Source organism: Edaphobacter flagellatus (assembly GCF_025264665.1).
Taxonomy (GTDB): domain Bacteria; phylum Acidobacteriota; class Terriglobia; order Terriglobales; family Acidobacteriaceae; genus Edaphobacter; species Edaphobacter flagellatus.
This window is the reverse complement of sequence record NZ_CP073697.1, coordinates 2711768-2732548: the sequence shown is the minus strand read 5'-3', so window position 1 is coordinate 2732548 and position 20781 is coordinate 2711768. Positions and strand designations below refer to the sequence as shown.

Here is a 20781-nt window from a genome sequence, read left to right as displayed (position 1 = left end):
TTAGCTCCGGATTTTGTTTGGGGCTTTTCTTTATTTGCCGATTTAAGTGTAGCGAAGTGAGGGAAACTAATCGGCAGATTTTTGTGGGTTTATTTGCTTTGGAATGAGGGATTTGGGGTTTTTGGGGGCTTGACAGAGTTTTCGCTCCAGCTGGCGGGGGGTCGTTGCGCCTTCGGCTTCACTTCCGGCCTTCGGCAGAGCGGTGGCCGCTTCGCGGCGCTGGATGGAGAGGGCCAAGCCTGAAGGCTTGGCGTACCTAGAGGCGGTTCGTGGAGTGAACGCGAAGACGCCTTGAGTTGAAGGCCTGGAAGTGATTCGCGCGGTTGCGCGAATGGCCCCTCCCATGTCGCGATGAAGCTGCGCCTTGAATGGCCATTTTGGTGGCAGGGAGAGGACATTCACTTTTTGGTGCGCCATGGACGAGGCTCACCATCCGCACCCCGTTGTGGGCCATGAATGGCACCTACTTGTGATGGCGGGGAGGTTTTGTGGGATCCCACCTTAGCTCGCTGCGCGAGCGAAGATGAAACCCGCTTTTGGGGCTGGGAGGGGAGTTCTGCTGGGATGGGCATCCCTTTCGTGGCTAGGAGAAGGGGTCCCTGCTGGAGTGGGGCACCCGCTATTGATGGGGGAGGCACAATGCGCGGGGTACTCGGTACTCTCTGTCTCCCGCTCGCTTGTTTGCTGGGCGGTTGCCCGGGGGGCGGGGGTACGTCACTTCGCTGGGAGGGATAGGAGTGGGTGGCTGGGAGTATGGCTGCTGGCTAGTATCAAGACTGGCTAGTATCAAGACTATCGAGGCGGAGGTGGGTGCCATGCGGGCTGCAGTTTTGCGTGGAGGTGGGTTAGCGGTCGAGGAGGTGGCTCGGCCTGCGGTGGCGCCGGGGTATCTGTTGCTGCGGGTGCTGGCTTGTGGAGTTTGCCGGACCGATCTGCATATCTTTGAGCGTGATCTGCCGGTACGGCGTGATCCTCTGATTCCCGGGCACCAGATTGTGGGTGAGGTGGTGGATGGAGCTACGGCGGAGTTGCCGCTGGGTGCCCGGGTAGGAGTTTCGTGGATTGCGAGCACGGATGGGACGTGTCCGTTTTGCAGGCGCGGCGAGGAGAACCTTTGCGATGCGCTGGAGTTCACGGGCTACACGGTGGATGGAGGCTATGCCGAGTATGCACTGGTGCGCAGCGATTTTGCGTATCCGTTGCCGGTGGAGGTAGAGCCGAAGCTGCTGGCTCCTTTGCTGTGCGCGGGGATTATCGGCTTTCGCAGTTTGCGGGTGGCGGGGGTGCAGAAGGGCGAGCGGGTAGGGCTGTTCGGGTTTGGGGCTTCGGCTTCGCAGGCGATTGAGGTGCTGCGGCACTGGGGATGCGAGGTGTATGTGTCGACGCGCGGGGAGCAGCATCGGGCGCAGGCGGAGGCAGCAGGTGCGACGTGGGTGGGTGGAGAGAGCGATCGGCCTCCGGTGGCGCTGGACCGGGCGGTGACGTTTGCGCCATCGGGTGCGGTCGTGGTAGCGGCGCTGGCGAGTTTGCGTAAGGGCGGCGTGGTGGCGATCAATGCGATTCACCTGGATGCGATGCCGCGGTTCGATTACGACTCGCTGCTGTGGGGCGAGAGGCAGATACGGTCGGTGGCGAATATGACGCGTGAGGATGCGCGGGATTTTCTGGCACTGGCCCAGGAGATTGGAATACGGCCGCAGGTTCGGACGTTCAGGCTGGAAGAGGCGCGGGCGGCGCTGGAGGCGGTGAAGCACGAGACCGCGGAGGGTCCGGTGGTGATTCTGCCGTAACCAATGTGCCGTGGTTTCAGGCTATTCTCACGTCAGACGAAACTTGACTGCTGTATGCGGGTTTTAGGAAGGAAGCCAAGGAGTGTCATGAAACGAACCTGCCTGTCTGCGTTTTTGCTTGCTGCCTTTGCGACTGCTGTTCACGCACAACAGACTCCCGCGGATGCGACGCAGCCGACTGCGCAATCGGCTCCGCAGTCCACTTCACAACCCGCGCAGCCGATACAGGGCCCGCAGGCGCAGCCTTCGGGGCAGGCTCCTGCGGCGGGCAGCGGCCAGCCTGCTCGTGATGCGAACGGTACGTACACGATTCGGAGCACGGCGCGGCTTGTGGTGCTGGACATGGTGGTGACGGATGCGAAGGGGAACGTGGTGACGGACCTGAAGAAGGACGACTTCCACGTGACGGAGATGAACGAGCCGCAGACGATTCTGAGCTTCGATACGGCGGGCGCGCATGTCGCTCCGCCAAGCGTGACGATCGATTCGACGGCAGCGCTCGACCAACTGGCTCCGCAGGCTCCGGTGAACATTGTTCTGCTGGACGAGTTCAACACGCGGTTTGAAGACATGGCGTTTGCGCGCTACTCGCTGAAGAAGTTTCTTGAGCGTCAGCCGGGCAAACTGACGACACCGACGATGCTGATTGCAGTGAGTCTGCAAAACTTCACCGTGCTGCATGACTATACGCAGGACAAGGATGAGCTGATCAAGGCGCTGGACCACCACTTTGTGGCGTATCCGTGGCAGGCGCATCAGTATGCGTGGCTGGCGGAGCGGTATTCGCTGGCCTTTATTACGCTGCGGCGCGTGGCGCAGGCGGTGATCGGGCATCCGGGACACAAGAACATGATCTGGATCGGGCGCGGCTTTCCGAATCTGAACATGGCGAATTTTCCGGTGGATACGGAGCGGCGCGTGAATAACGCCGTGCAGGACTGCGTGAATGTGCTGCGTGATGCACGCGTCACTCTCTATACGATCGACCCGGCGGGGCTGCAGGTGAATCAGCAGGCGTATGGCGCGGATGCAGCATTTACGGATCCGTTTGGCGGCAACTACCAGTTTGCGAAGCTGGCGACGGCGACGGGCGGGCGGGCGATCTATGGACGCAACGATGTGGATGCGCAGATCGGCACGGCGATTCGCGATGGGTCGAGCTTCTATTCGTTGAGCTATCGGCCGACGAATACTTCGGCCGACCTGCAGAAGTTTCGGCGGATCAAGGTGACGATAGACAGGCCGGGGCTGACGGTGACCACGCGCGAAGGGTACTACCTGCAATATGGGCCGGGGCGTGTCGATCCGCAGAAGCCTTCGCAACGGCTGGTGACGGACCTGCTGGCGGCGGAGGGAAGCACGATGGTGTATGACGGCGTGCCGATTACGGTGCGGCGTCCGGCGGGCGACCCGGACATGTTTACGATCCATGTGGATGCGAAAGGATTGTTCTGGACGTATGCGACGGACACGGAACCGCAGCGTCATGCGGATGTGATTCTGGTGGCGTCGACGTTCGATAAGAAGGGCAAGGAGCTGAAGCGCGATGCAAAGTCGATTCGCGTGAATGCGACAGGCGAGGTTCCGCCGACGGGCAGGCTGGAGCGCGCGATCGACTTTCAGTACAGGCTGGCGCATGATCCGAAGGCGGTGCGGGTGCGGATTGTGGTGCGGGTGACGGCTTCGGGGCGCATTGGGACGGCGGATATTGACCTGACACAGCCGCCTCCGCCGGATGCTGCGGCTGCGACGATGCCGGCGGCGGGAGACGCGGTGCGGTAAGGCTCTATGATTGTGGAGTGATGAACGATCTGAACCTTGCCACGCTGACGACGGAATCGCGCAATCCGCGCACGACGCATATCGATCAGGTCTCCACATTGGAGATGGTTACGCTGATCAATCAAGAAGACCAGGCGGTGCCGCAGGCTGTGGCGACACAGCTGCCCGAGATTGCGCGGGCGATCGATGAGATTGCGGCGCGGTTTGAGAAGGGTGGCCGGCTGTTCTACATTGGCGCGGGCACGAGCGGGCGGCTGGGTGTGCTGGATGCGAGTGAGTGTCCGCCGACGTTTTCGGTGCCTCCGACGCTGGTGCAGGGGCTGATTGCAGGTGGAGATTCGGCGCTGCGCAAGTCGAGCGAGAAGTCGGAGGATTCGCCGGAACAGGGCGCGGCGGATCTGCTGGCGGCGGGGTTTGGCGCTGTCGGCGCTCCCGATACGCTGGTGGGGATTGCGGCGAGCGGGCGCACGCCGTATGTGATCGGCGCGATGGAGCAGGCGAAGAAGATGGGCCTGCTGGTGGTGTCGCTGACATGCGTTGCGGGCTCGAAGATGGCGGCGGTTGCGGATATCGCGATCGCTCCGGTGACGGGGCCGGAGGTGGTGACGGGCTCGACGCGTCTGAAGGCGGGGACGGCGACGAAGCTGGTGCTGAATATGCTTTCGACCGGCGTGATGATTCGCACGGGAGCGGTGTACGGCAACCTGATGGTGAATGTGCAGCCGACAAATGACAAGCTGGTGGACCGCGCTCAACGGATTATCGCAGAGGCGACGGGCGCGGATCGTGCAGCGGCGGCAAAGCTGCTGGAAGAGGCAGGCAGCGTGAAGGTGGCGATTGCGATGCAGAAGCTTGGGCTGGATCGCGCTGGTGCGGAGGCGAAGCTGAAGGCTGTGGGTGGACGGCTGGCGCGTGCTTTGGCGTAGTGCGCTTCGCGTGTTTTAGCGGAGTGCCCGCAAAACGCGGGTCCGTCGAGTACGTACATCCTGCAATCCCACTCATACCATTCGGCATGAATGGGGGACACCCGCTTTGGTGGCTGGGATGCAGTGTGAAATGCGGGGGTTCCTCGACTACGCTGCGCTTCGCTCGGAATGACACTTCTAAGATATTGGAATAGGACTTCTGCGGTTCGAATGATCGAACCGCTATAGGTTGCTATGCCGTCTTCCCGCTTCGTTGCACGGTGGGGCGTTCTACGAGAATGGGCTTGGGGTGGAGGACGATCTCTTCGTCCATGACGACGCGGTTGCGGCCCTCGGCCTTGGCTCGGTAGAGGGACTGGTCGGCGCGTTTGAGCATGGTGGCGAGCGAGTCGTCGTGCTGCAGGAGAGTGACCCCTGCGCTGGCCGTGGCCATGATCATTCTGCCGTCGTAGTGGATGCGCATCTGCTCCATGTTGTGGCGCAGGCGCTCGGCGACGTGCGCGGCGCCGGATGCGTCCATGCCGGGCAGCAGGACGATGAACTCCTCGCCGCCGGTGCGGGCGATGAGATCGCTGTTGCGCAGGTGCTCGCGAACAAGATCGACGAAGGCGCAGAGGGCGACGTCGCCTCCGGCGTGCCCGTAGGTGTCGTTGACCTGCTTGAAATTGTCGAGGTCGATGCAGATGACGGCCAGAGGATGGCCGAGCTGACGGCTGCGTGCGATCTCGGCGGCCCCATGCTTCATCAGCGCACGGCGATTGAGCGCGCCGGTGAGTGAATCGACGCCTGCGGCGTAGGCTACGCGCGAGTGCATCTCGATGAGCGTGAAGACGGCATACATCATCAGCATGCAGTAACCCACCAGAATGATGACCAGCATGGAGTACATCCAGCGATCATCGGACCACGGCGAATCGGGAACTTTTGGAAAGCCCATGATCGACAGCGTCATGCGGAAGCTGACGGCGAAGACCTGCACGGTCATCAGGGCTGCGACGATGCGGGAGGGGATGGTGAAGCGCTCGTCCTGCTGGTGGGCGAGCATCCACGCCGTCGCCGCGCAGAGAAGGACGACGGGGAGCGAGATGACGGAGAACGACCACTGCCGTATGTGCAGAAGAAACAGCGCAGGATAGATGGCCAGCGTGAGAAAGACGGGAGAGAGCCACAACCATCCACAGAAGGGCCTGCGCGCGATGAACCATCGCAGTCCGAAAAACATGGCTACGTAGGCGCAGACGTTGAGCTCGTTGGCGACACAGACGGCGACGAAACGCGGAAGGTCACTGTGGAAGGTCTGCAGGAGAGTCTTGGTGAAGTCGAGCAGCGTTGAGGCCGCGAGCCATCGCGCTCCCACCACACTGCGGTCGACCAGAGAGAGTGTGAAGAGAACCAGCGTGAACAGACCAAGAGAAACAAGAAAAAAAATGTAAGACGTTGAGTAATCCATGGACCGGGTCCCGTCTTTTATTCGACTTTTTCGTCTTGCAGGACAGGATACGCCTTTCAGGGTTTTATTTTTCCCTGTAAAAACCGGAGGGTACGAAAAAAGTGGTGAATGCGTGTTCACGCAGCCGGGCGACCGCAGATCAACCGAATGGCTAAGATCAGAACAGGCTGAGCTTACGGGGCATTTCGATGCCGAGGTGCTCGTAGGCGAGGCGGGTAGCGACGCGTCCGCGTGGGGTGCGGTCGAGGAAGCCGATCTGGATGAGGAAGGGCTCGTAGACCTCTTCGAGCGCATCCTGTTCTTCGGCCAGCGCGGCGGCGAGTGTGTTGAGGCCGACGGGGCCGCCGTCGTATTTTTCGATGATGGTGCGGAGGAGGCGGCGGTCGAGCTCGTCGAAGCCGTGGGCGTCGACTTCGAGCAGCTCGAGGGCTTTCTGCGCGGTCTCGCGGTCGATTTTGCCGGAGGCGCGCACCTGGGCGTAGTCGCGGACGCGGCGCAGCAGGCGGTTGGCGATTCTAGGCGTCCCGCGCGAGCGCATGGCGATCTCGGCGGCTCCGTCGCGGTCGATGGGTACACCTAAAACATCGGCAGAGCGCTCGACGACGAAACGGAGCTCGTCGTCGTTGTAGAACTCAAGCCGCAGCAGGATGCCGAAGCGCGAGCGCAGTGGCGAGGAGAGCAGGCCGGGGCGCGTGGTGGCGGCGACGAAGGTGAAGGGCTTGATGTCCATCACGTGTGTGCGTGCGGCGGGCCCCTGGCCGATCATGATGTCGAGCTTGTAGTCCTCGAGTGCGGTGTAGAGCTTCTCTTCGAGGACAGGCTGCAGACGGTGGATCTCGTCGAGGAAGAGCACCTGCCGGTCGCGGATGTTGGTGAGGATAGCGGTGAGGTCGCCCTGAATCTGCAGGGCGGGGCCAGAGGTCTGCTGGAAGCCGACGCCGAGCTCGTTGGCGATGATGGTGGCGAGCGTGGTTTTGCCGAGACCGGGAGGGCCGAAGAGGAGTACGTGGTCGAGGGCTTCGCCGCGCGATTTGGCAGCTTCGAGCGCGATGGCGAGCTGCTCCTTGGCTTTGGTCTGGCCGATGAACTCGGAGAGCTTGCTGGGGCGCAGCTTCAGCTCGAAGGCGGCATCGTCGTCGACGCGGCCCGCGGAGACGAGGCGCTCGGCCTCGGCGGTGGGGCCGTTGAGGTTGACCTTCTTGGCGTTCGGCTTGGTGTCGGAGTAGTCCACTAGGGCGATAGTAAGGCGAAGCTGGAGGCGAAGCAACCGGCGCGGGGCGAAGCGAACACGCCTGATACTCCCGTCTGCTACCGTGGATGGCATGGGTCGTCTCAAGATGGATCGTCGTCAACTAATTACAGGTGCAGCCGCCATGTCCGCTCTTCTTACAACACAGGCGCGTGCGGCGGAGTCGCCGCGCAGCTTTCTGGAACTTACGACCTGGCGATTGCACAACAGCGACGAGAACCAGTCGAAGCGTGTTGCGGATTATCTGGAGAGCGGGCTCTTTCCTGCGCTGACGCGGGCGGGAGCGAAGCCGGTGGCGGCGCTGTCGAACCTGATCGGGCCGGATGGGCCGAGCCTGTTTTCGATCGTGCAGTACGCCTCGATGGGAGCGATGCAGGACGCGCTGGCGAAGCTAAGCGAGGACGAGGCGCATGAGAAGGCGTCGCAGCAGCTTGCGGCGGGGCCGGGGCTTCCGTTTGTGACGACGGAGAGCAGCCTGCTGCACAGCCTGGCGGTCATGCCGGAGGCCGTGCTTCCGACAGATGCGGCGGGGCGTCCGGCGCGCGTCTTCGAGCTGCGGACGTATCAGTCGCAGTCGATTGCAGCGCGTAAGAAGAAGATTGGCATGTTCAACAATGGCGAGATCGGCGTGTTTCAACGTCTGGGCATGCGTCCGGCGTTTATCGGCGAATCGGTGATCGGGACGCGCCAGCCGAATATTACGTACATGCTTTCGTTTGATTCCCTGGCCGAGCGCGAGAAGCACTGGAGCGCGTTTGGCAGCGATCCGGAGTGGAAGAAGCTGAGTTCTCCCCCGGAGCTGAAGGACTCGCAGATTGTTGCGAACATCAGCAACATCATGTTGCGTCCGCTGCCGTTTTCGCCGCTGCGGTAGGCAGGTAAAAAGAGTCCTCCGATGTGGACCGGAGGACTCTTTCGTCCCTTGATTACATCAGGTCGATGACGTTGACGATGAAGTAGGTGACCGGATCGTAGACGACGACATAGCCATCGAAGTATCCCATCTGGTATCCCGGAGGCGGTGGCGGCAGATATCCCATCACCGGTCCCGGTAGCGGCGTAAGGTAGGGGACGTATGCCCAGGGGAAGAAGCTCCCGATCACAAACCGCGGCCTGTTGCCTATGTTGATGTATCCGAGATTGCGATGGTAGTACCGTTGCAGCCAGAGGCGATCGTTGGGACGGAAGTGATACGGCGGCCGAACGGGTGGACGCTGCCCCCATTGTGGAGGCCGTGGCCGATTGCCGGGATTGGGGCGCGGTGGTTGAGGGCGCGGCGGATTTGGCCGTGGCGGTTGAGGACGTGGGGGCTGTGGCCTTGGAGGTTGAATCGACGGGCCTCCGGGATTTCCGGGACCGGGGCGATTGCCTCCACCATTGCCAGGGTTGGGACGGTTGCCATTGCCGGGATTGGGCCGATTGCCGTTGCCGGGGGACGGACGTGTCTGTGGTCCTTGCGGTGGCGCCTGTGAATGTGCCGGGCAAGCGCAGCCCAGCACAAGGGTCACAAGAAGCGCGCTGCACACACGATGCTCGTATCGCATGATTGAACTCCTCAATGAACTACCTGGAGCCTCGCGTCCGCTTGTAGCTGCGACGCGTGTTCTGCAAAGCGGTGCTGTCGCGCGCTTCCATACTGCATTTCGAGAATTACATGCGCGAGACGAGGAAGAGGCCGCCGGAGATGGCCAGCAGATCTTCGACAACAGCGACGACGAAGTCGGGCAGCTTGGTCTGCGTGACGAGACCGTGGCGGATGTAGTAGCCGGCGAAGGCTCCGGCTATGCCGCCTGCGGCACCCAGCATGATGCCGGCGAGCGTGCTCTTACCGGCGCTCAGGGCCAGTGCTGCGCCGGAGAGGCCGCCGGTAACGATACGTGCGATCAGGCCGATGGGCGCGGTCCTTGCGGGCGTCTTCGGCAGCTTGTCGGCGATCAGCTCACCGATGGCGAAGAGAGTAAAGAGGCAGAGCGCGGGCATTGTGTTCAGGAAGCTGAGCGGCGTCCCATCCAGATGAATCCAGCGCAGGTAGGCTGCGGCGCAAACAATGGCCGGGGCCATCATCGAGCGCAGACCCGCGACGCATCCGATCAGGAAGCAGAGCAGCAGAACCGGGAAGACCATAAGAGCACGTCCTTTCCTCTAAAGCTGCAACTGAGGCATTGTCCTCCAGAACACGCTGAAAGGCAAAGCGTTGCGATGAAAATTCTGGAACGAAGCGGACGGTACCCTACAGCTCAAGCTGCATGAGGGTGATGTCCTGCGGGCGGTCGAACTTCCATCCCGCGCCATGCAGCACGCCTACTTCGACGAAGCCCAGCGCGCCGTGCATCGCGACGGAGGCGCGGTTGTCGCCGCCGATGACGGCGACCATCTGCCGGGCGCCAGCCTTGCGACTCTCGGCGACGATGGCGGTGAGAAGCTGGCGTCCGATGCCGTGGCCTGCGCAGCCAGTGCGCAGATAGATGGAGTCCTCGACGGTGTAGCGGTAGCCTGCGCGCGGGCGAAAGGGCGACGCGTAACCGTAGCCGACAACCTGGCCGTCGAGCTCGGCGATGAGGAAGGGCAGACCGCGAGCGTGGGTGTCGCTCAGGCGGCGGCGCATCTCGGTTTCGTCGGGAGCGTCCAGCTCCATGGTGGCGGCGCTGGTGAGGACATAAGGCCGATAGATGGCGGCGATCGCGGCAACATCGTCGAGCGTTGCATCGCGCAGTTGAACGACTGGCATTTCTCTACTCTATCGTGATCGCGCATCGACTCCCGATGCGGCATGCTGCAGGATGCTAGGCTGAAAGACGGACGAATGATGCAGCCCTTGCCGCACAGCCCTCAACCGATTCGCAGAGCACGCCCGGCTGCCATGATGGCCATCGCTGCACCAGTGTTGCTGCTCGCTTCGTGCGCCAGCCCCGGGCCGCCGCGGCCACCGTCGCTGCATCTGCCTGCCGTTGTGACGGACATGAAGGCCGAGCGCGTTGGTGACCGTGTGATGCTGCACTGGACGACGCCCACACGCACGACCGACAACCTGCCGGTGCCTGCGCAGATGACGGCAGAGATCTGCCGTGAGGTGAATCCGGCTTGGGCGACTCCAACGTCGACACCGGGGGCGAAACCTTCGACGAAAGAGTGCAAGGCCGTGGTTCGCGTTGCGGTGAAGTCCGGCCCTTCGGAGGGTGCCGATCTGCTGCCTCCGGAGCTGACGCAGGACCCGGTGCAGCCGCTGGGCTATCGCATTCGCGTGCTGAATCCTGAGGGGCGCAGCGCCGATGCTTCGAAGGTCGTGATCGTGCCTTCAGGTGCTGCCCCTGCTACGGTTGCCGGGCTGCGGATTACGGCTACGCGTGATGGTGCGCTGGCGCAGTGGCAGAAGGTGGATGCGCCCGTCATTGTTGAATTGGAACGCAGCCTTGCCGAGCCTGCCGCGCAGAAGACACCTGCCCCCCAGAAACCGAAGGAGAAGAAATCTCCGGTCAGTCTTGCGCAGGATGAGCCGGACGAGGTGAGGCTGCGCACGGCGGACCCGAAGACGGCGCCGGCGGCAGCCGATCCCGGCGGCATGCTGGATCGCTCGGCTCGCCGCGGCGTGAAGTATATCTATCGTGCGCAGCGACTGCGTGTGGTCACGCTGGACGGAAAGATGTACAAGCTGCACAGTGAGCTGTCGCCCGCCATCACGATCAATCTTGCCGATACGTTTGCTCCGGCGGCACCGACCGGGCTGGCGAGTGTGCCCTCCACAAGCAATGGTAAGGCTGCGATCGATCTGTCGTGGCAGCCGGGGACGGAGACGGACCTTGCCGGTTACAACATCTATCGCCGCAATGCAGCCGGGGGCTTCGAGCGTCTGAATCCTGCGCCCGTCACGGGCCCGGCCTACACGGATGCCGATGTGACTGCCGGGTCGAGCTATACCTATCGCGTAAGCGCCGTGGATGCGAGCGGCAACGAGAGTCCGGCTTCGTCGCAGGTGACCGAGACGGCCCAGGCGCCGAACCGGTAAGCTGCTTCAGAAGCAAAACGTAAAGGAGCTTTCAGCGATGAAGTACTGCCGCTATCTCTCATCTGCAGGACATGCGCGATATGCCCTGGTCGAGCTTCGCGATGGGGCGATGTGGGCCGTTGCCCCGATGGAGCCGCCGGTGGAAGACCTGGCCGCGCAGCTGGATGCATTGAAGGCGAAGGATGCGGAGCCGTTCACGGCTGCGCCGCTGGCTTCGTTGAAGCTGCTGGCTCCGGTGACGCCGTCGAAGATCGTCTGCATCGGGCGCAACTATAAAGAACACGCTGCCGAGCTGGGCAACGAGGTGCCGAAGGAGCCGCTGCTGTTTCTGAAGCCGCCATCGTCGCTGCTGGCTCCGGGAGGCACGGTGACCATGCCCGCGCTCTCGAAGCGTGTCGACTATGAAGGCGAGCTGGCAATCGTTATCGGCCAGCGATGTTCGCACCTGAGTCCTGCCGAAGATCCGCTGGACTACGTTCGCGGCTATACCATCGTGAACGATGTGACGGCCCGCGATATTCAAAAATCCGACGGCCAGTGGACGCGTGGCAAGGGGTGGGATACGTTCTGCCCAGTGGGACCGATCGTGTCCGACGAGATCGACCCGCTCGACGGCGACCGGGTCACCATTACGACCCGGCTGAATGGGCAGGTGAAGCAGAGTGGCTCGACGGCGGACCTGATCTTTCCGCTCGATTTTCTGCTGCGCTACATCTCGGCGTCGATCACGCTCGAGCCCGGCGACCTGATTCCAACGGGCACGCCTGCGGGCGTTGGGCCGGTGGCAGCGGGCGATACGGTCGAGGTGGAGATTACCGGTCTGGGTGTGCTCTCGAATTCCTTCAAACCGGAGTAGCGCTCTCTTCATTTATTCAAAACAAGTGAAGCATCGCGAGACGCTATCGGACACATCTATCGGTGAGACATCGTCACTGGAGGCATGAAGGGCCGATGAGATCGCTGACTCCCCACCTGTGTGCGCTGGCCCTGCTGGCTGCGCTGAGCCTTAGCTGTCACGCGCAGTTTGCGCCCGTCGACAATATGGCCGTCATGAACCTTAATAATTCACAGGGCCTGCAGATGATCAACAACATGCAGCGGAGCTTCGATAGCCAGAACGAGGCCAGCCGGCGTGCGGGCGCTTCGCCGCGGTCCTCGCCGCAGACTGCATCGCAGTTCGCGGGAGGCGCGTCGCTGGACGATGCCGCCTGGGCAGTGGGGAGGAATCCCGGGCTCAGCCGTCAGGTGCGCGATGAGGTGATCGGCAATCTTGCACGGTCGAAGGGAGAGCCGGCGGCGCGCAAAGTGGACGCGTACCTGGGTGACATTCAGACGACGTTCCATAAGATGGTGGCTCCGTATGGACTGCGGAACGACAACCTGATCGATGTGCTGACCGCGTACATGGTGGTGATGTGGATGTCGGCGAACCGGCAGACGGCGCTGCCCTCGGTCGCGCAGGTTCAGGGAGCGCGTCAGCAGTTGAGGGGTATATACGCACAGCCCGGCCATGAGATCGCCGACGCATCACAGCGACAGCTTATGGCCGAAGACGTGATGTACCAGACGTGCATGGCGGTGGCGACGCGGGAGGAAGCGGTGTCGCATCGTCGTCCTGAGCTGCTCGATACGTTGGCCACGCAGGCCCGGGCCAGCACCGCGAACGCTGGACTCGACATGCAACGGCTGCAGCTGACCAATCGCGGATTCGTGTCACCGTAGTCGACAGGTGACGGAACTGTTGCACGTAAGGGTGCGTATTGCTCCTTCATTCACTGCTTCATGAGGAGCTTTATGCGCGCCTTCACGCTGATGGCAGTTCTTTCGTTGCCGCTGCTCTTCGGAGCACGCTCACTGGATGCACAAGCCGATCCAACTCTCTTTGAGACTCTTCAGAGGCTGGATACCGAGCTCTTCGATGCAGCGAACCGTTGCGACCTGGTGAAGCTGGGCAGTATGGTCGACGACAACCTGGAGTTCTATCACGACAAGGCCGGGCTGATGCAGGGCAAGCAGATCTTCCTCGACTCTGTGAAGAACAACACCTGCCACGTGATGATCCGCGAGCTGGTGCCGGGCACGCTGCAGGTCTATCCGATCAAAGGCTATGGCGCGATGGAGCTTGGGACCCACCGCTTCCATCATCCCGGGCATGAAAAGGAGTTTCCGGCTGCGCGGCAGCTTGGCATGACCCGTTTTCTCGATCCTGGAGCGGAGGAATGGCCTGTCGGCGAGGCCAAGTTCCTGCATATCTGGCAGTTGAAGGACGGTACCTGGAAATTGACGCGTGTTGTCAGCTATGCACACTAGTTGGTGCGTAATCCCTGTGTTTTGTTGACCTTTTCATCGCGCAGGCGTTGTGGGATCGAACGCAACGTTCGCAGCCTTGATAAAATCAAACCAAGCAGCGAAGGGAGCGCAAAGATTATGGCGACAATACTCGAACAGCTTCGTGGCATGACCACCGTGGTCGCCGACACCGGTGACATTAACTCGATCAAGCAGTACAAGCCGACGGACTCCACGACGAACCCGTCGCTGATCCAGGCCGCCGCCGGAATGCCGGAGTATCAGTCCATCGTGGACGACGTTCTGCAGCAGGCCCGCAAGGATGCGGGCGCCAGTGCAACCGATGCAGAGGTTGCCGCACAGGCCTTCAAGACACTGGCTGTTGCCTTTGGCAAGAAGATTCTCGAAATCGTTCCGGGCCGCGTCTCGACGGAAGTCGACGCACGCCTCTCCTACGACACGGAGAAGACAATCGCAGCCGCGCATGACATCATCGCGCAATACGAAAACGCGGGTATCTCGCGCGAGCGCATCCTGATCAAGATCGCCTCCACGTGGGAGGGCATCAAGGCCGCCGAACAGCTGGAGAAGGAAGGCATTCACTGCAACCTGACGCTGCTCTTCGGTCTGCACCAGGCGATTGCCTGCGCCGAGGCCAAGGTTACGCTGATCTCGCCGTTTGTCGGACGCATCCTCGACTGGTACAAGAAGGACACCGGCAAGGACTATGTGGGCGCCGGCGATCCGGGCGTCATCTCGGTGACAACGATTTACAACTATTACAAGCACTTCGGCTACAAGACCCAGGTGATGGGCGCGAGCTTCCGCAACACGGGCGAGATCAAGGAGCTTGCAGGCAGCGATCTTCTGACGATCGCTCCGAAGCTGCTGGGTGAGCTTGAGGCGGAGCAGGGCACGCTCGAGCGCAAGCTTGATCCGGCCAAGGCGAAGACGATGAACATCGAGAAGATCGTCGTCGACAAGGCGACCTTCGACAAAATGCATGCCGCCGACCGCATGGCCCATGACAAGCTGAAGGAAGGCATCGAGGGCTTCTCGAAGGCCCTTGAGGATCTCGAAAAGACGCTGGCCAAGCGCCTGGCAGAGATTTCCGAGCCGGCTGCAGCCCGCTAAACACTTTCCAGCTAACAAAAAGAGGCCGCGCGAGATGCGCGGCCTCTTTTCTGCCTCGAGGAAAGGACTTACTTCTCGTGAGAGGGCGACCAACGCAGTCCGCCGCCGAAGGTCTGACGGTAGAACTCGCGCTGGATGGGGTAGATCGTGCTGCCCTGATAGAAGCCGAAGACCTCGTTGTTCAGGTTCAGGGCATAGCCTACGGCAGTGAATCCCTTCGGCAGGCGATACGTGCCTTGAAGGTCGACCTGCAGGTGCCCGTAAAGATAAACATCTCCGTTCGGTCCCTTGATGCCGCCGCCGGTGGCTGCGGTGGGGTCGAAGGGGCCGGATGCGTTTGTGTCGGTGTAGTTGTAGGCGAAGATATTCGCCGCGTTGTAGGAGAGGCCAAGCCGCATCGACAGATTCCGCTTGTCATACGTGGGACTGATGTTCCATGTATGCGGAGCTTGACGCAGAAGATCGGGATGATCGGTGCGGTCGATGTTAACCGTCCTGTTTGCTGGGTCGTTACAGCTGCTCAGGCACACCTGTTTTGGCCACGTCACCTGCGAGGCGCTGTAGCCGTAGTTGGCGGAGAGACCTAATCCATTCAGCATCCCGGGCAGGTAGGTGAAGTGCTGCTGGAAGGCGATCTCGAAGCCGTAGACATAGGCACTGCCCGCGTTCTGCGGTTGTGTCTGAATGGTGCCATCGGAAAGTGTCGTGTTCAGCGGAAGAATCGGGTCCTGCAGGTTTTTGTAGAACACACCTGCCTGCAACAGGCCGATGGGGTTGAGGCTCTGTTCGTAGAGCAGATCGATGTTGTCGGCGTGCTCTGCCTTCAGGTTGGGATTGCCGATGCTGGAGGTAGTGCGAACGCCTCCCGGTGAAACCGATGCGAACGAAACCAGGTCTGCGAAGTCCGGGCGAGACAGGCCGCGCCCGTACACCAGGCGAAGTCCGCTCGATGGCGTGAATGCATAGCGTACGGATGCGCTGGGCAGCACATCAAGATACGATCCGCTGCGGGCAACCGGAGGAGCATCGGGTGTGACCGTCCCGACGTCTGAGTTGTTTGTTGCCTCAAAACGCAGGCCAGCTACGATTCTGAAGCGGCCCAGATTAACCGTGTTCATCACATACCCGGCGCCCACTTTTTCGATGTAGTTGAAGTTCTGACCGATCTGATCGGTGTTGTGCTTGTTGCGCATGTCGGCTGGAACCGGCACGGCTGGTACAGCTTTAATTTTTGTGTAGTCGGCTGCAGGACCCCAGGCGTAACTGCCGCCGTAGTAGTTCGAATCGGAGAAGCTGCTCAATAGCTGCGTCATCTGCAGCGACGGATCGTTCGGATTGGTGATGGATGCGGTGGGTACGAAGTAGAGCGTGTCCTGATTGGCAAACTTGTGCAGATTGCGGAATCGGCCGCCGAATTCGAAGGTCGATGCATGTCCGCCGACGGTGTAGGCCGTTGACAACGATGCACCAAAGCCAAGATCGACCTCAGGGTTGTAGTAGTTGTTTGTCCGCAGCAATGAAAGGTAATACTGCGTGGGATCATAGACGTTCGCGCCGTTCAGCGCCTTCAGTTTCGGCACCAGCGGGTTTGAGACATCGGCGGCAAACGAGTAGTTGTTGTTGTTGACGAAGCTTGCATCGTCGTAGCCTTCATCGCGCGTACGGCCGATGGAGCTCTCAACATCCCAGTTCAGCAGCGAGTTCTTCATCAGGTGATGACCGCCGAGCTGCAGGCTACCAATGTCCTGCACAGGACGGCGTATCTCTGCGCCGAAGCTCATCGATCCCGATCCCGCAACGGGCTGATAGTTCGCATCGAATGAAGTCGAGAAGTTGTAGTCCCAGCGGTTGCCGTAGTTGTGAAACAGCGAATAGAGGCCCTTCAGGTAGATGCTCGACGTATCGCTGAAGCGGTAGTCCGCTGTGCCGGCAAAACCTGTGCGTGAACGATAGTACTGATAGTTGCGCTGGTCATATCCGCCCAGATAGAACGGCCCCGGCTCCACGTCGTTGATGCCGCGTCCGTTCCAGTCGTACGATCCGCCAAACAGCAGGCCCAGCTTGTTGTCTTCGAGAAAGCGTCTGCCTACCGTTCCGTCGAACTGGTAGACCGGCCTTCCACCAATGATGGGTGTGTAGCCGCCTGTCGACTCAAGCGCAACGGTTGGCTTCTCTCCTGCGCTCTTGGTGCGCAGGTCCACCGATCCGCCGATGCCGTCGCCGGGCATGTTTGCCTGCAAGGTCTTGTTGATCTGCACCGACTCGACGAGATTCGCCGGAATGATGTCGAGCTTGACCTGACGCACGGTTTCGGCCGAAGCGATGTTAACGCCGTCGATCATGGTGTTGGTCAGGCGAGGCTCGGTGCCGCGCACCTGTACGTATTTGCCTTCGCCCTCATCGCGCTCCAACGTCACGCTGGGCAGGCGGCCAATGGCATCGGCAACATTCGCGTTTGGCAGGCTGGTGATGACGTCGGCCGGCAGCACGTTAATGATGTTGTCGGCGTTGAAGGTGCGGTTGATCGCCTCAACCTCGCCGCCTTCGCGTCCTGCATAAACCTGTACATCCTGACGGGTGTCGGCCACTTTCATGGAGACGTCCAGACGTACTGGCTGCCCGGCGGCCACGGTCACATGCTGGGTGGATGTGGCGAAGCCCACGTAATCCACCGTGAGAATGTAGTCTCCTGCGTTGAGTGCCTTTAGCGTGAACTGTCCCTGCGCATCCGACAGCGCAGAGAAGCTACCCGGCGAAGTGACCACCTTGGCACCCTGCAACGCCCGGCCCTGCACGTCGACAACCGTGCCCGTCACTGATCCCGTCTGCGCCAGCAGAGGCGCGGCCACGAAAAGAAAAATTACCCATGTAAGCGCAAAACGCCCACCCAAAATAGATCGAAGCATCTTAAAACTCCGCGATGAATTTTGTTGATTTGTCAGGAGTCGATCTCGGAAAAAGAGCAGAGCAGTCTTAACACAATTCCCTGGCGTATCTGGGAGGGGCAGAGGACTTCTGTCGAAGTTAGGGGCCACGTCTTGCACCGAGTTGAAAATCTGATGACAAACCTGTAAACCCTTATTCAGCTTGGATTAAGGTTGGGTACACTGAAAGATTTCTGCGGGAAATACAGCGACCGAAAATGCCTCGATGTGCCTATCGCGAGCATGAAAAAGCCCCGGAAACTCCGGGGCTTTTTTGATGGAAAGGGAACGGTTCAGAGAATGTAGCGGCTGAGGTCCTGGTCCTTCACGATGCTGGCTACCTGCTGACGCACGTACTCGGGATCGATGACGATCACCTTTTCGGTTACGCCGTTCGTCTCGCGCTCGATGACGGGAAGCGGGGCTCCCGATGCGGCGATCTGTGCGACGACTCCCTCTTCGGTCGGTTCCTGACGGGAGGCCTTCATCAGGTCGGGGGCCTGGAAGCTGATCTCGTCGAGCACGCGTTCGAGGATGGTGTGCAGGCGACGTGCCCCGATGTTCTCCGTCGTCTCGTTCACGCGATAGGCAAAGGACGCCATCTCCTGAATGGCCTCTTTCGTAAACTCGAGCTTGAGGCCTTCGGTTTCGAGCAGCGCTGTCGACTGCTTGACGAGCGACGACTTCGGCTCGGTGAGGATGCGGACGAAATCATCCACCGTGAGCGATTGCAGCTCGACGCGGATGGGAAAGCGGCCTTGCAATTCGGGGATCAGGTCGCTGGGCTTCGAGACATGGAAGGCGCCCGCCGCGATGAAGAGGATGTGATCGGTGGAGACCATGCCGTACTTCGTGTTCACTGTCGTGCCTTCGACGATGGGCAGGATGTCGCGCTGAACGCCTTCGCGCGAGACGTCGGGGCCGTGTCCGCCCTCGCGGCCTGCGATCTTGTCGATCTCATCGAGAAAGACCATGCCGGAGTCTTCGACGCGCTCGACGGCAAGCCGTGTCACCTGGTCCATGTCGATCAGGCGTCCCTCTTCTTCCTGCACGAGATAGTCGAAGGCCTCGGCGACCTTCATCTTGCGCTTCTTGGTGCGCTGGCCGAAGAGCCCCGGAATCATGTCCTTGAGGTTGATGTCCATCTCTTCGGTGCCCTGGTTGGTGATGATCTCGAAGCTGGGCATGTTGCGATCGCGCACGTCGAGCTCAACGACGCGCTCGTCCAGCTTGCCCTCCCGGAACTGCTGGCGAAGTTTCTCGCGTGTGCGCTGCTCGCGCTCGCCGGGCTTTTCTTCGCTCGACGAAGCGGCGACACCGTGCTCGGGCGTTACGGCAGGAAGCTGAATGACGTTCGTTCCGGGCTCATGCGTGGCTGTAGCCGCAGGCGGAGTCACTGGCGAAGGCGGCAGCAGCAGGTCGAGCAGGCGATCTTCGGCAGCGAGCTCAGCCTTGTCCTCAACCTCTTCCATTTTTTCTTCACGCACCATGTCGATTGCGATCTCGACCAGGTCACGCACGATGGATTCGACATCGCGGCCAACATAGCCCACCTCGGTGAACTTCGACGCTTCCACCTTGAGGAACGGCGAGTTGGTCAGTTTCGCCAGCCGTCGCGCGATCTCGGTCTTGCCCACGCCGGTCGCACCGATCATGATGATGTTCTTCGGCATGATCTCCTCGGCCAGATCGGGAGCGAGCTTCTGCCGCCGCATGCGATTGCGCAGCGCGATGGCGACGGCACGCTTGGCGGCCTGCTGGCCGACAACATACTTGTCCAGCTCGGCGACGATCTCGCGCGGCGTCATCTCGTCGAGCGCGAGCGCCTGATCTTCTGCGGTTCCGGGTAGATAAATTGCCATGTTGCGGGTACTCCATATCGATAAAACAGCAGTGGTCAAAGGATCATACGCGATGTCTGCTGCGAAGGTTCGTTAGCTCGCCTTCAGCTCTTCAATCGTGAAGTTCTGATTGGTATAGATGCAGATGTCGCCTGCAATCTTCATCGACTTTTCGGCGATCTCGCGGGCGGAGAGGTCTGTGTTTTCCAGCAGAGCGCGTCCAGCGGACAACGCGAAGCTGCCTCCGCTTCCGATCGCGCAGATGCCTTCGTCCGGGTCGATGACGTCGCCGGTTCCTGATAGCATCAGGGTCTGCTTGACGTCGGCGACAATCAGCAGAGCCTCTAACTGTCGCAGCATCTTGTCCGTGCGCCAGTCCTTAGCCAGTTCGACGGCAGCGCGGCTCAGGTTTCCCGCGTGCTGCTCCAGCTTGGTCTCAAAACGCGAGAAGAGCGAGAAGGCATCGGCGGTCGAACCGGCGAACCCGGCCAGCACCTTGTCCTGATAGAGGCGGCGTATCTTCTTGGCCGAGTGCTTCATCACCGTATTGCCCAGCGAAACCTGGCCGTCGGCTGCCATTACCACCGAGTCGCCTCGACGGACGCAGACGACCGTCGTCGAGCGGATACGCCGCCCTTCGCCCAGATCGAGCGGATGGGCCAGCACGTCGCCGGACAGGCGCTTGCCGGACTGCTTCGGGCTGGAGGAAGGGGCGGGGGAAGTCGAACGAATGCGTTCTTTAAGCACATCTCAGTATATCGCCCGGCGCGCGACGGAACCTCATCTGGCACCGCCTCCCCCGAAGCGGTCATTCGCGCTCGGCTGCGGGGTGGGCTATGCTCGTTTTCAGGACTCTCCCCGTGCTCGCCGCCCTGTCTGAGATTCTGTCGCCGTCCTTGCGCTCTCCACGCAATGCGGTTGCCGTTGCCGCCACTGTGGCCGCAGTCGGAGGCGTGGCGTGGTACCTGCTACGCAAGCCGCGTCCTACGGCTGAAGAGATGGAACGGTCGCGCCGCGAGCAGCTTGCCGCCAACGGACGCATCACCGACGGCAGCATCACCGAAACCGCCGAAGGGCACATTCACCACCCCGCCGACACCGAAGCAACCCATGCGACCCCCCAGGTGATCGTCTACAACTACCGCATCGCCGGTGTCAGCTACGAGGCAGCGCAGGACGTCACCACGCTCTCGGAGCTCGTCCGCGACGTTCGCACCGACCTGCCGATCCAGGTGCGCTACGAACCGCATAACCCTGCCAACAGCATCGTCGTCGCCGAGACATGGAGCGGCCTGCGGCTCTCCGCCGAGCTGCCCCGCCCCGTGCTGGGCATCGACCGCTATCACGGCAGCGAGGGCTGAACCCCCAACAAAGAAGAACGAGCAGTTGACAG

The 20781-nt window shown here is 61.3% G+C and carries 19 protein-coding genes; 10 read left to right on the top strand and 9 right to left on the bottom strand.

What is annotated here, in order from left to right:
- Window positions 1-66: 66 nt before the first annotated feature.
- Window positions 67-417, bottom strand: a complete 351-nt coding sequence (locus tag KFE13_RS11400; RefSeq protein WP_260703247.1) for a hypothetical protein — start codon at window positions 415-417, stop codon at window positions 67-69.
- Window positions 418-815: 398 nt separating this feature from the next.
- On the opposite strand from KFE13_RS11400, the gene KFE13_RS11395 reads away from it, so the two are divergent.
- The 3 genes from KFE13_RS11395 to murQ all read left to right on the top strand — a co-directional run bounded on the left by KFE13_RS11395 (window position 816) and on the right by murQ (window position 4498).
- Window positions 816-1790 carry a zinc-binding alcohol dehydrogenase family protein gene (locus KFE13_RS11395; RefSeq protein ID WP_260703246.1) on the top strand — a complete coding sequence of 325 codons (975 nt, stop codon included), beginning with the start codon at window positions 816-818 and terminating at the stop codon, window positions 1788-1790.
- A gap of 87 nt (window positions 1791-1877) precedes the next feature.
- The gene (locus KFE13_RS18605) at window positions 1878-3572 is read left to right on the top strand and encodes a VWA domain-containing protein (RefSeq protein ID WP_313900640.1); all 1695 of its coding nucleotides are present in this window, start codon (window positions 1878-1880) and stop codon (window positions 3570-3572) included.
- Between the two features lie 20 nt (window positions 3573-3592).
- On the top strand, window positions 3593-4498 hold the full coding sequence (gene murQ, locus KFE13_RS11385; RefSeq protein WP_260703245.1) for an N-acetylmuramic acid 6-phosphate etherase: 906 nt from the start codon (window positions 3593-3595) through the stop codon (window positions 4496-4498).
- Window positions 4499-4730: 232 nt separating this feature from the next.
- Here murQ and KFE13_RS11380 read toward each other — a convergent pair whose 3' ends face one another.
- Together KFE13_RS11380 and ruvB are read right to left on the bottom strand one after the other, a co-directional pair.
- Window positions 4731-5948 (bottom strand): GGDEF domain-containing protein, encoded by a 1218-nt coding sequence (locus KFE13_RS11380; protein ID WP_260703244.1) that lies wholly within the window; start codon window positions 5946-5948, stop codon window positions 4731-4733.
- A gap of 157 nt (window positions 5949-6105) precedes the next feature.
- Complete coding sequence (gene ruvB, locus KFE13_RS11375) at window positions 6106-7272, bottom strand: Holliday junction branch migration DNA helicase RuvB (protein WP_260703243.1); 1167 nt, start codon at window positions 7270-7272, stop codon at window positions 6106-6108.
- 49 nt (window positions 7273-7321) lie between these two features.
- Here ruvB and KFE13_RS11370 point away from each other — a divergent pair, with 49 nt between their 5' ends.
- The gene (locus KFE13_RS11370; protein WP_260703242.1) at window positions 7322-8071 is read left to right on the top strand and encodes an NIPSNAP family protein; all 750 of its coding nucleotides are present in this window, start codon (window positions 7322-7324) and stop codon (window positions 8069-8071) included.
- Window positions 8072-8123: 52 nt separating this feature from the next.
- Here KFE13_RS11370 and KFE13_RS11365 read toward each other — a convergent pair whose 3' ends face one another.
- From KFE13_RS11365 to KFE13_RS11355, 3 genes are all read right to left on the bottom strand, one after another.
- Window positions 8124-8741: a hypothetical protein gene (locus tag KFE13_RS11365; protein ID WP_260703241.1), complete on the bottom strand. Its 618-nt coding sequence runs from the start codon at window positions 8739-8741 to the stop codon at window positions 8124-8126.
- A gap of 106 nt (window positions 8742-8847) precedes the next feature.
- Window positions 8848-9321: a DUF4126 family protein gene (locus tag KFE13_RS11360; RefSeq protein ID WP_260703240.1), complete on the bottom strand. Its 474-nt coding sequence runs from the start codon at window positions 9319-9321 to the stop codon at window positions 8848-8850.
- Window positions 9322-9427: 106 nt separating this feature from the next.
- Complete coding sequence (locus KFE13_RS11355; RefSeq protein WP_260703239.1) at window positions 9428-9925, bottom strand: GNAT family N-acetyltransferase; 498 nt, start codon at window positions 9923-9925, stop codon at window positions 9428-9430.
- A gap of 75 nt (window positions 9926-10000) precedes the next feature.
- On the opposite strand from KFE13_RS11355, the gene KFE13_RS11350 reads away from it, so the two are divergent.
- The 5 genes from KFE13_RS11350 (at window position 10001) to KFE13_RS11330 (ending at window position 14623) form a co-directional block, all read left to right on the top strand.
- On the top strand, window positions 10001-11200 hold the full coding sequence (locus KFE13_RS11350; RefSeq protein WP_260703238.1) for a fibronectin type III domain-containing protein: 1200 nt from the start codon (window positions 10001-10003) through the stop codon (window positions 11198-11200).
- 37 nt (window positions 11201-11237) lie between these two features.
- Entirely contained in the window at window positions 11238-12056 is an 819-nt protein-coding gene (locus KFE13_RS11345) for a fumarylacetoacetate hydrolase family protein (protein ID WP_260703237.1), read from the top strand.
- Window positions 12057-12151: 95 nt separating this feature from the next.
- Window positions 12152-12922: a DUF6683 family protein gene (locus KFE13_RS11340; protein ID WP_260703236.1), complete on the top strand. Its 771-nt coding sequence runs from the start codon at window positions 12152-12154 to the stop codon at window positions 12920-12922.
- A gap of 72 nt (window positions 12923-12994) precedes the next feature.
- Window positions 12995-13510 carry a nuclear transport factor 2 family protein gene (locus KFE13_RS11335; RefSeq protein WP_260703235.1) on the top strand — a complete coding sequence of 172 codons (516 nt, stop codon included), beginning with the start codon at window positions 12995-12997 and terminating at the stop codon, window positions 13508-13510.
- Window positions 13511-13627: 117 nt separating this feature from the next.
- Entirely contained in the window at window positions 13628-14623 is a 996-nt protein-coding gene (locus KFE13_RS11330; protein ID WP_260703234.1) for a transaldolase, read from the top strand.
- A 68-nt stretch (window positions 14624-14691) separates the two neighbouring features.
- On the opposite strand, the gene KFE13_RS11325 is transcribed toward KFE13_RS11330, so the two are convergent.
- From KFE13_RS11325 to hslV, 3 genes are all read right to left on the bottom strand, one after another.
- Window positions 14692-17529, bottom strand: a complete 2838-nt coding sequence (locus tag KFE13_RS11325; RefSeq protein WP_260703233.1) for a TonB-dependent receptor — start codon at window positions 17527-17529, stop codon at window positions 14692-14694.
- 311 nt (window positions 17530-17840) lie between these two features.
- Window positions 17841-19409 (bottom strand): ATP-dependent protease ATPase subunit HslU, encoded by a 1569-nt coding sequence (gene hslU / locus KFE13_RS11320; protein WP_260703232.1) that lies wholly within the window; start codon window positions 19407-19409, stop codon window positions 17841-17843.
- 72 nt (window positions 19410-19481) lie between these two features.
- Entirely contained in the window at window positions 19482-20135 is a 654-nt protein-coding gene (hslV, locus tag KFE13_RS11315) for an ATP-dependent protease subunit HslV (RefSeq protein WP_449240090.1), read from the bottom strand.
- A gap of 89 nt (window positions 20136-20224) precedes the next feature.
- Between hslV and KFE13_RS11310 the strand changes: the two genes are divergently transcribed.
- A complete protein-coding gene (locus KFE13_RS11310; protein ID WP_260703231.1) occupies window positions 20225-20749 on the top strand; it encodes a DUF3592 domain-containing protein in 525 nt (174 codons plus the stop codon).
- The last annotated feature ends 32 nt before the right edge of the window (window positions 20750-20781 follow it).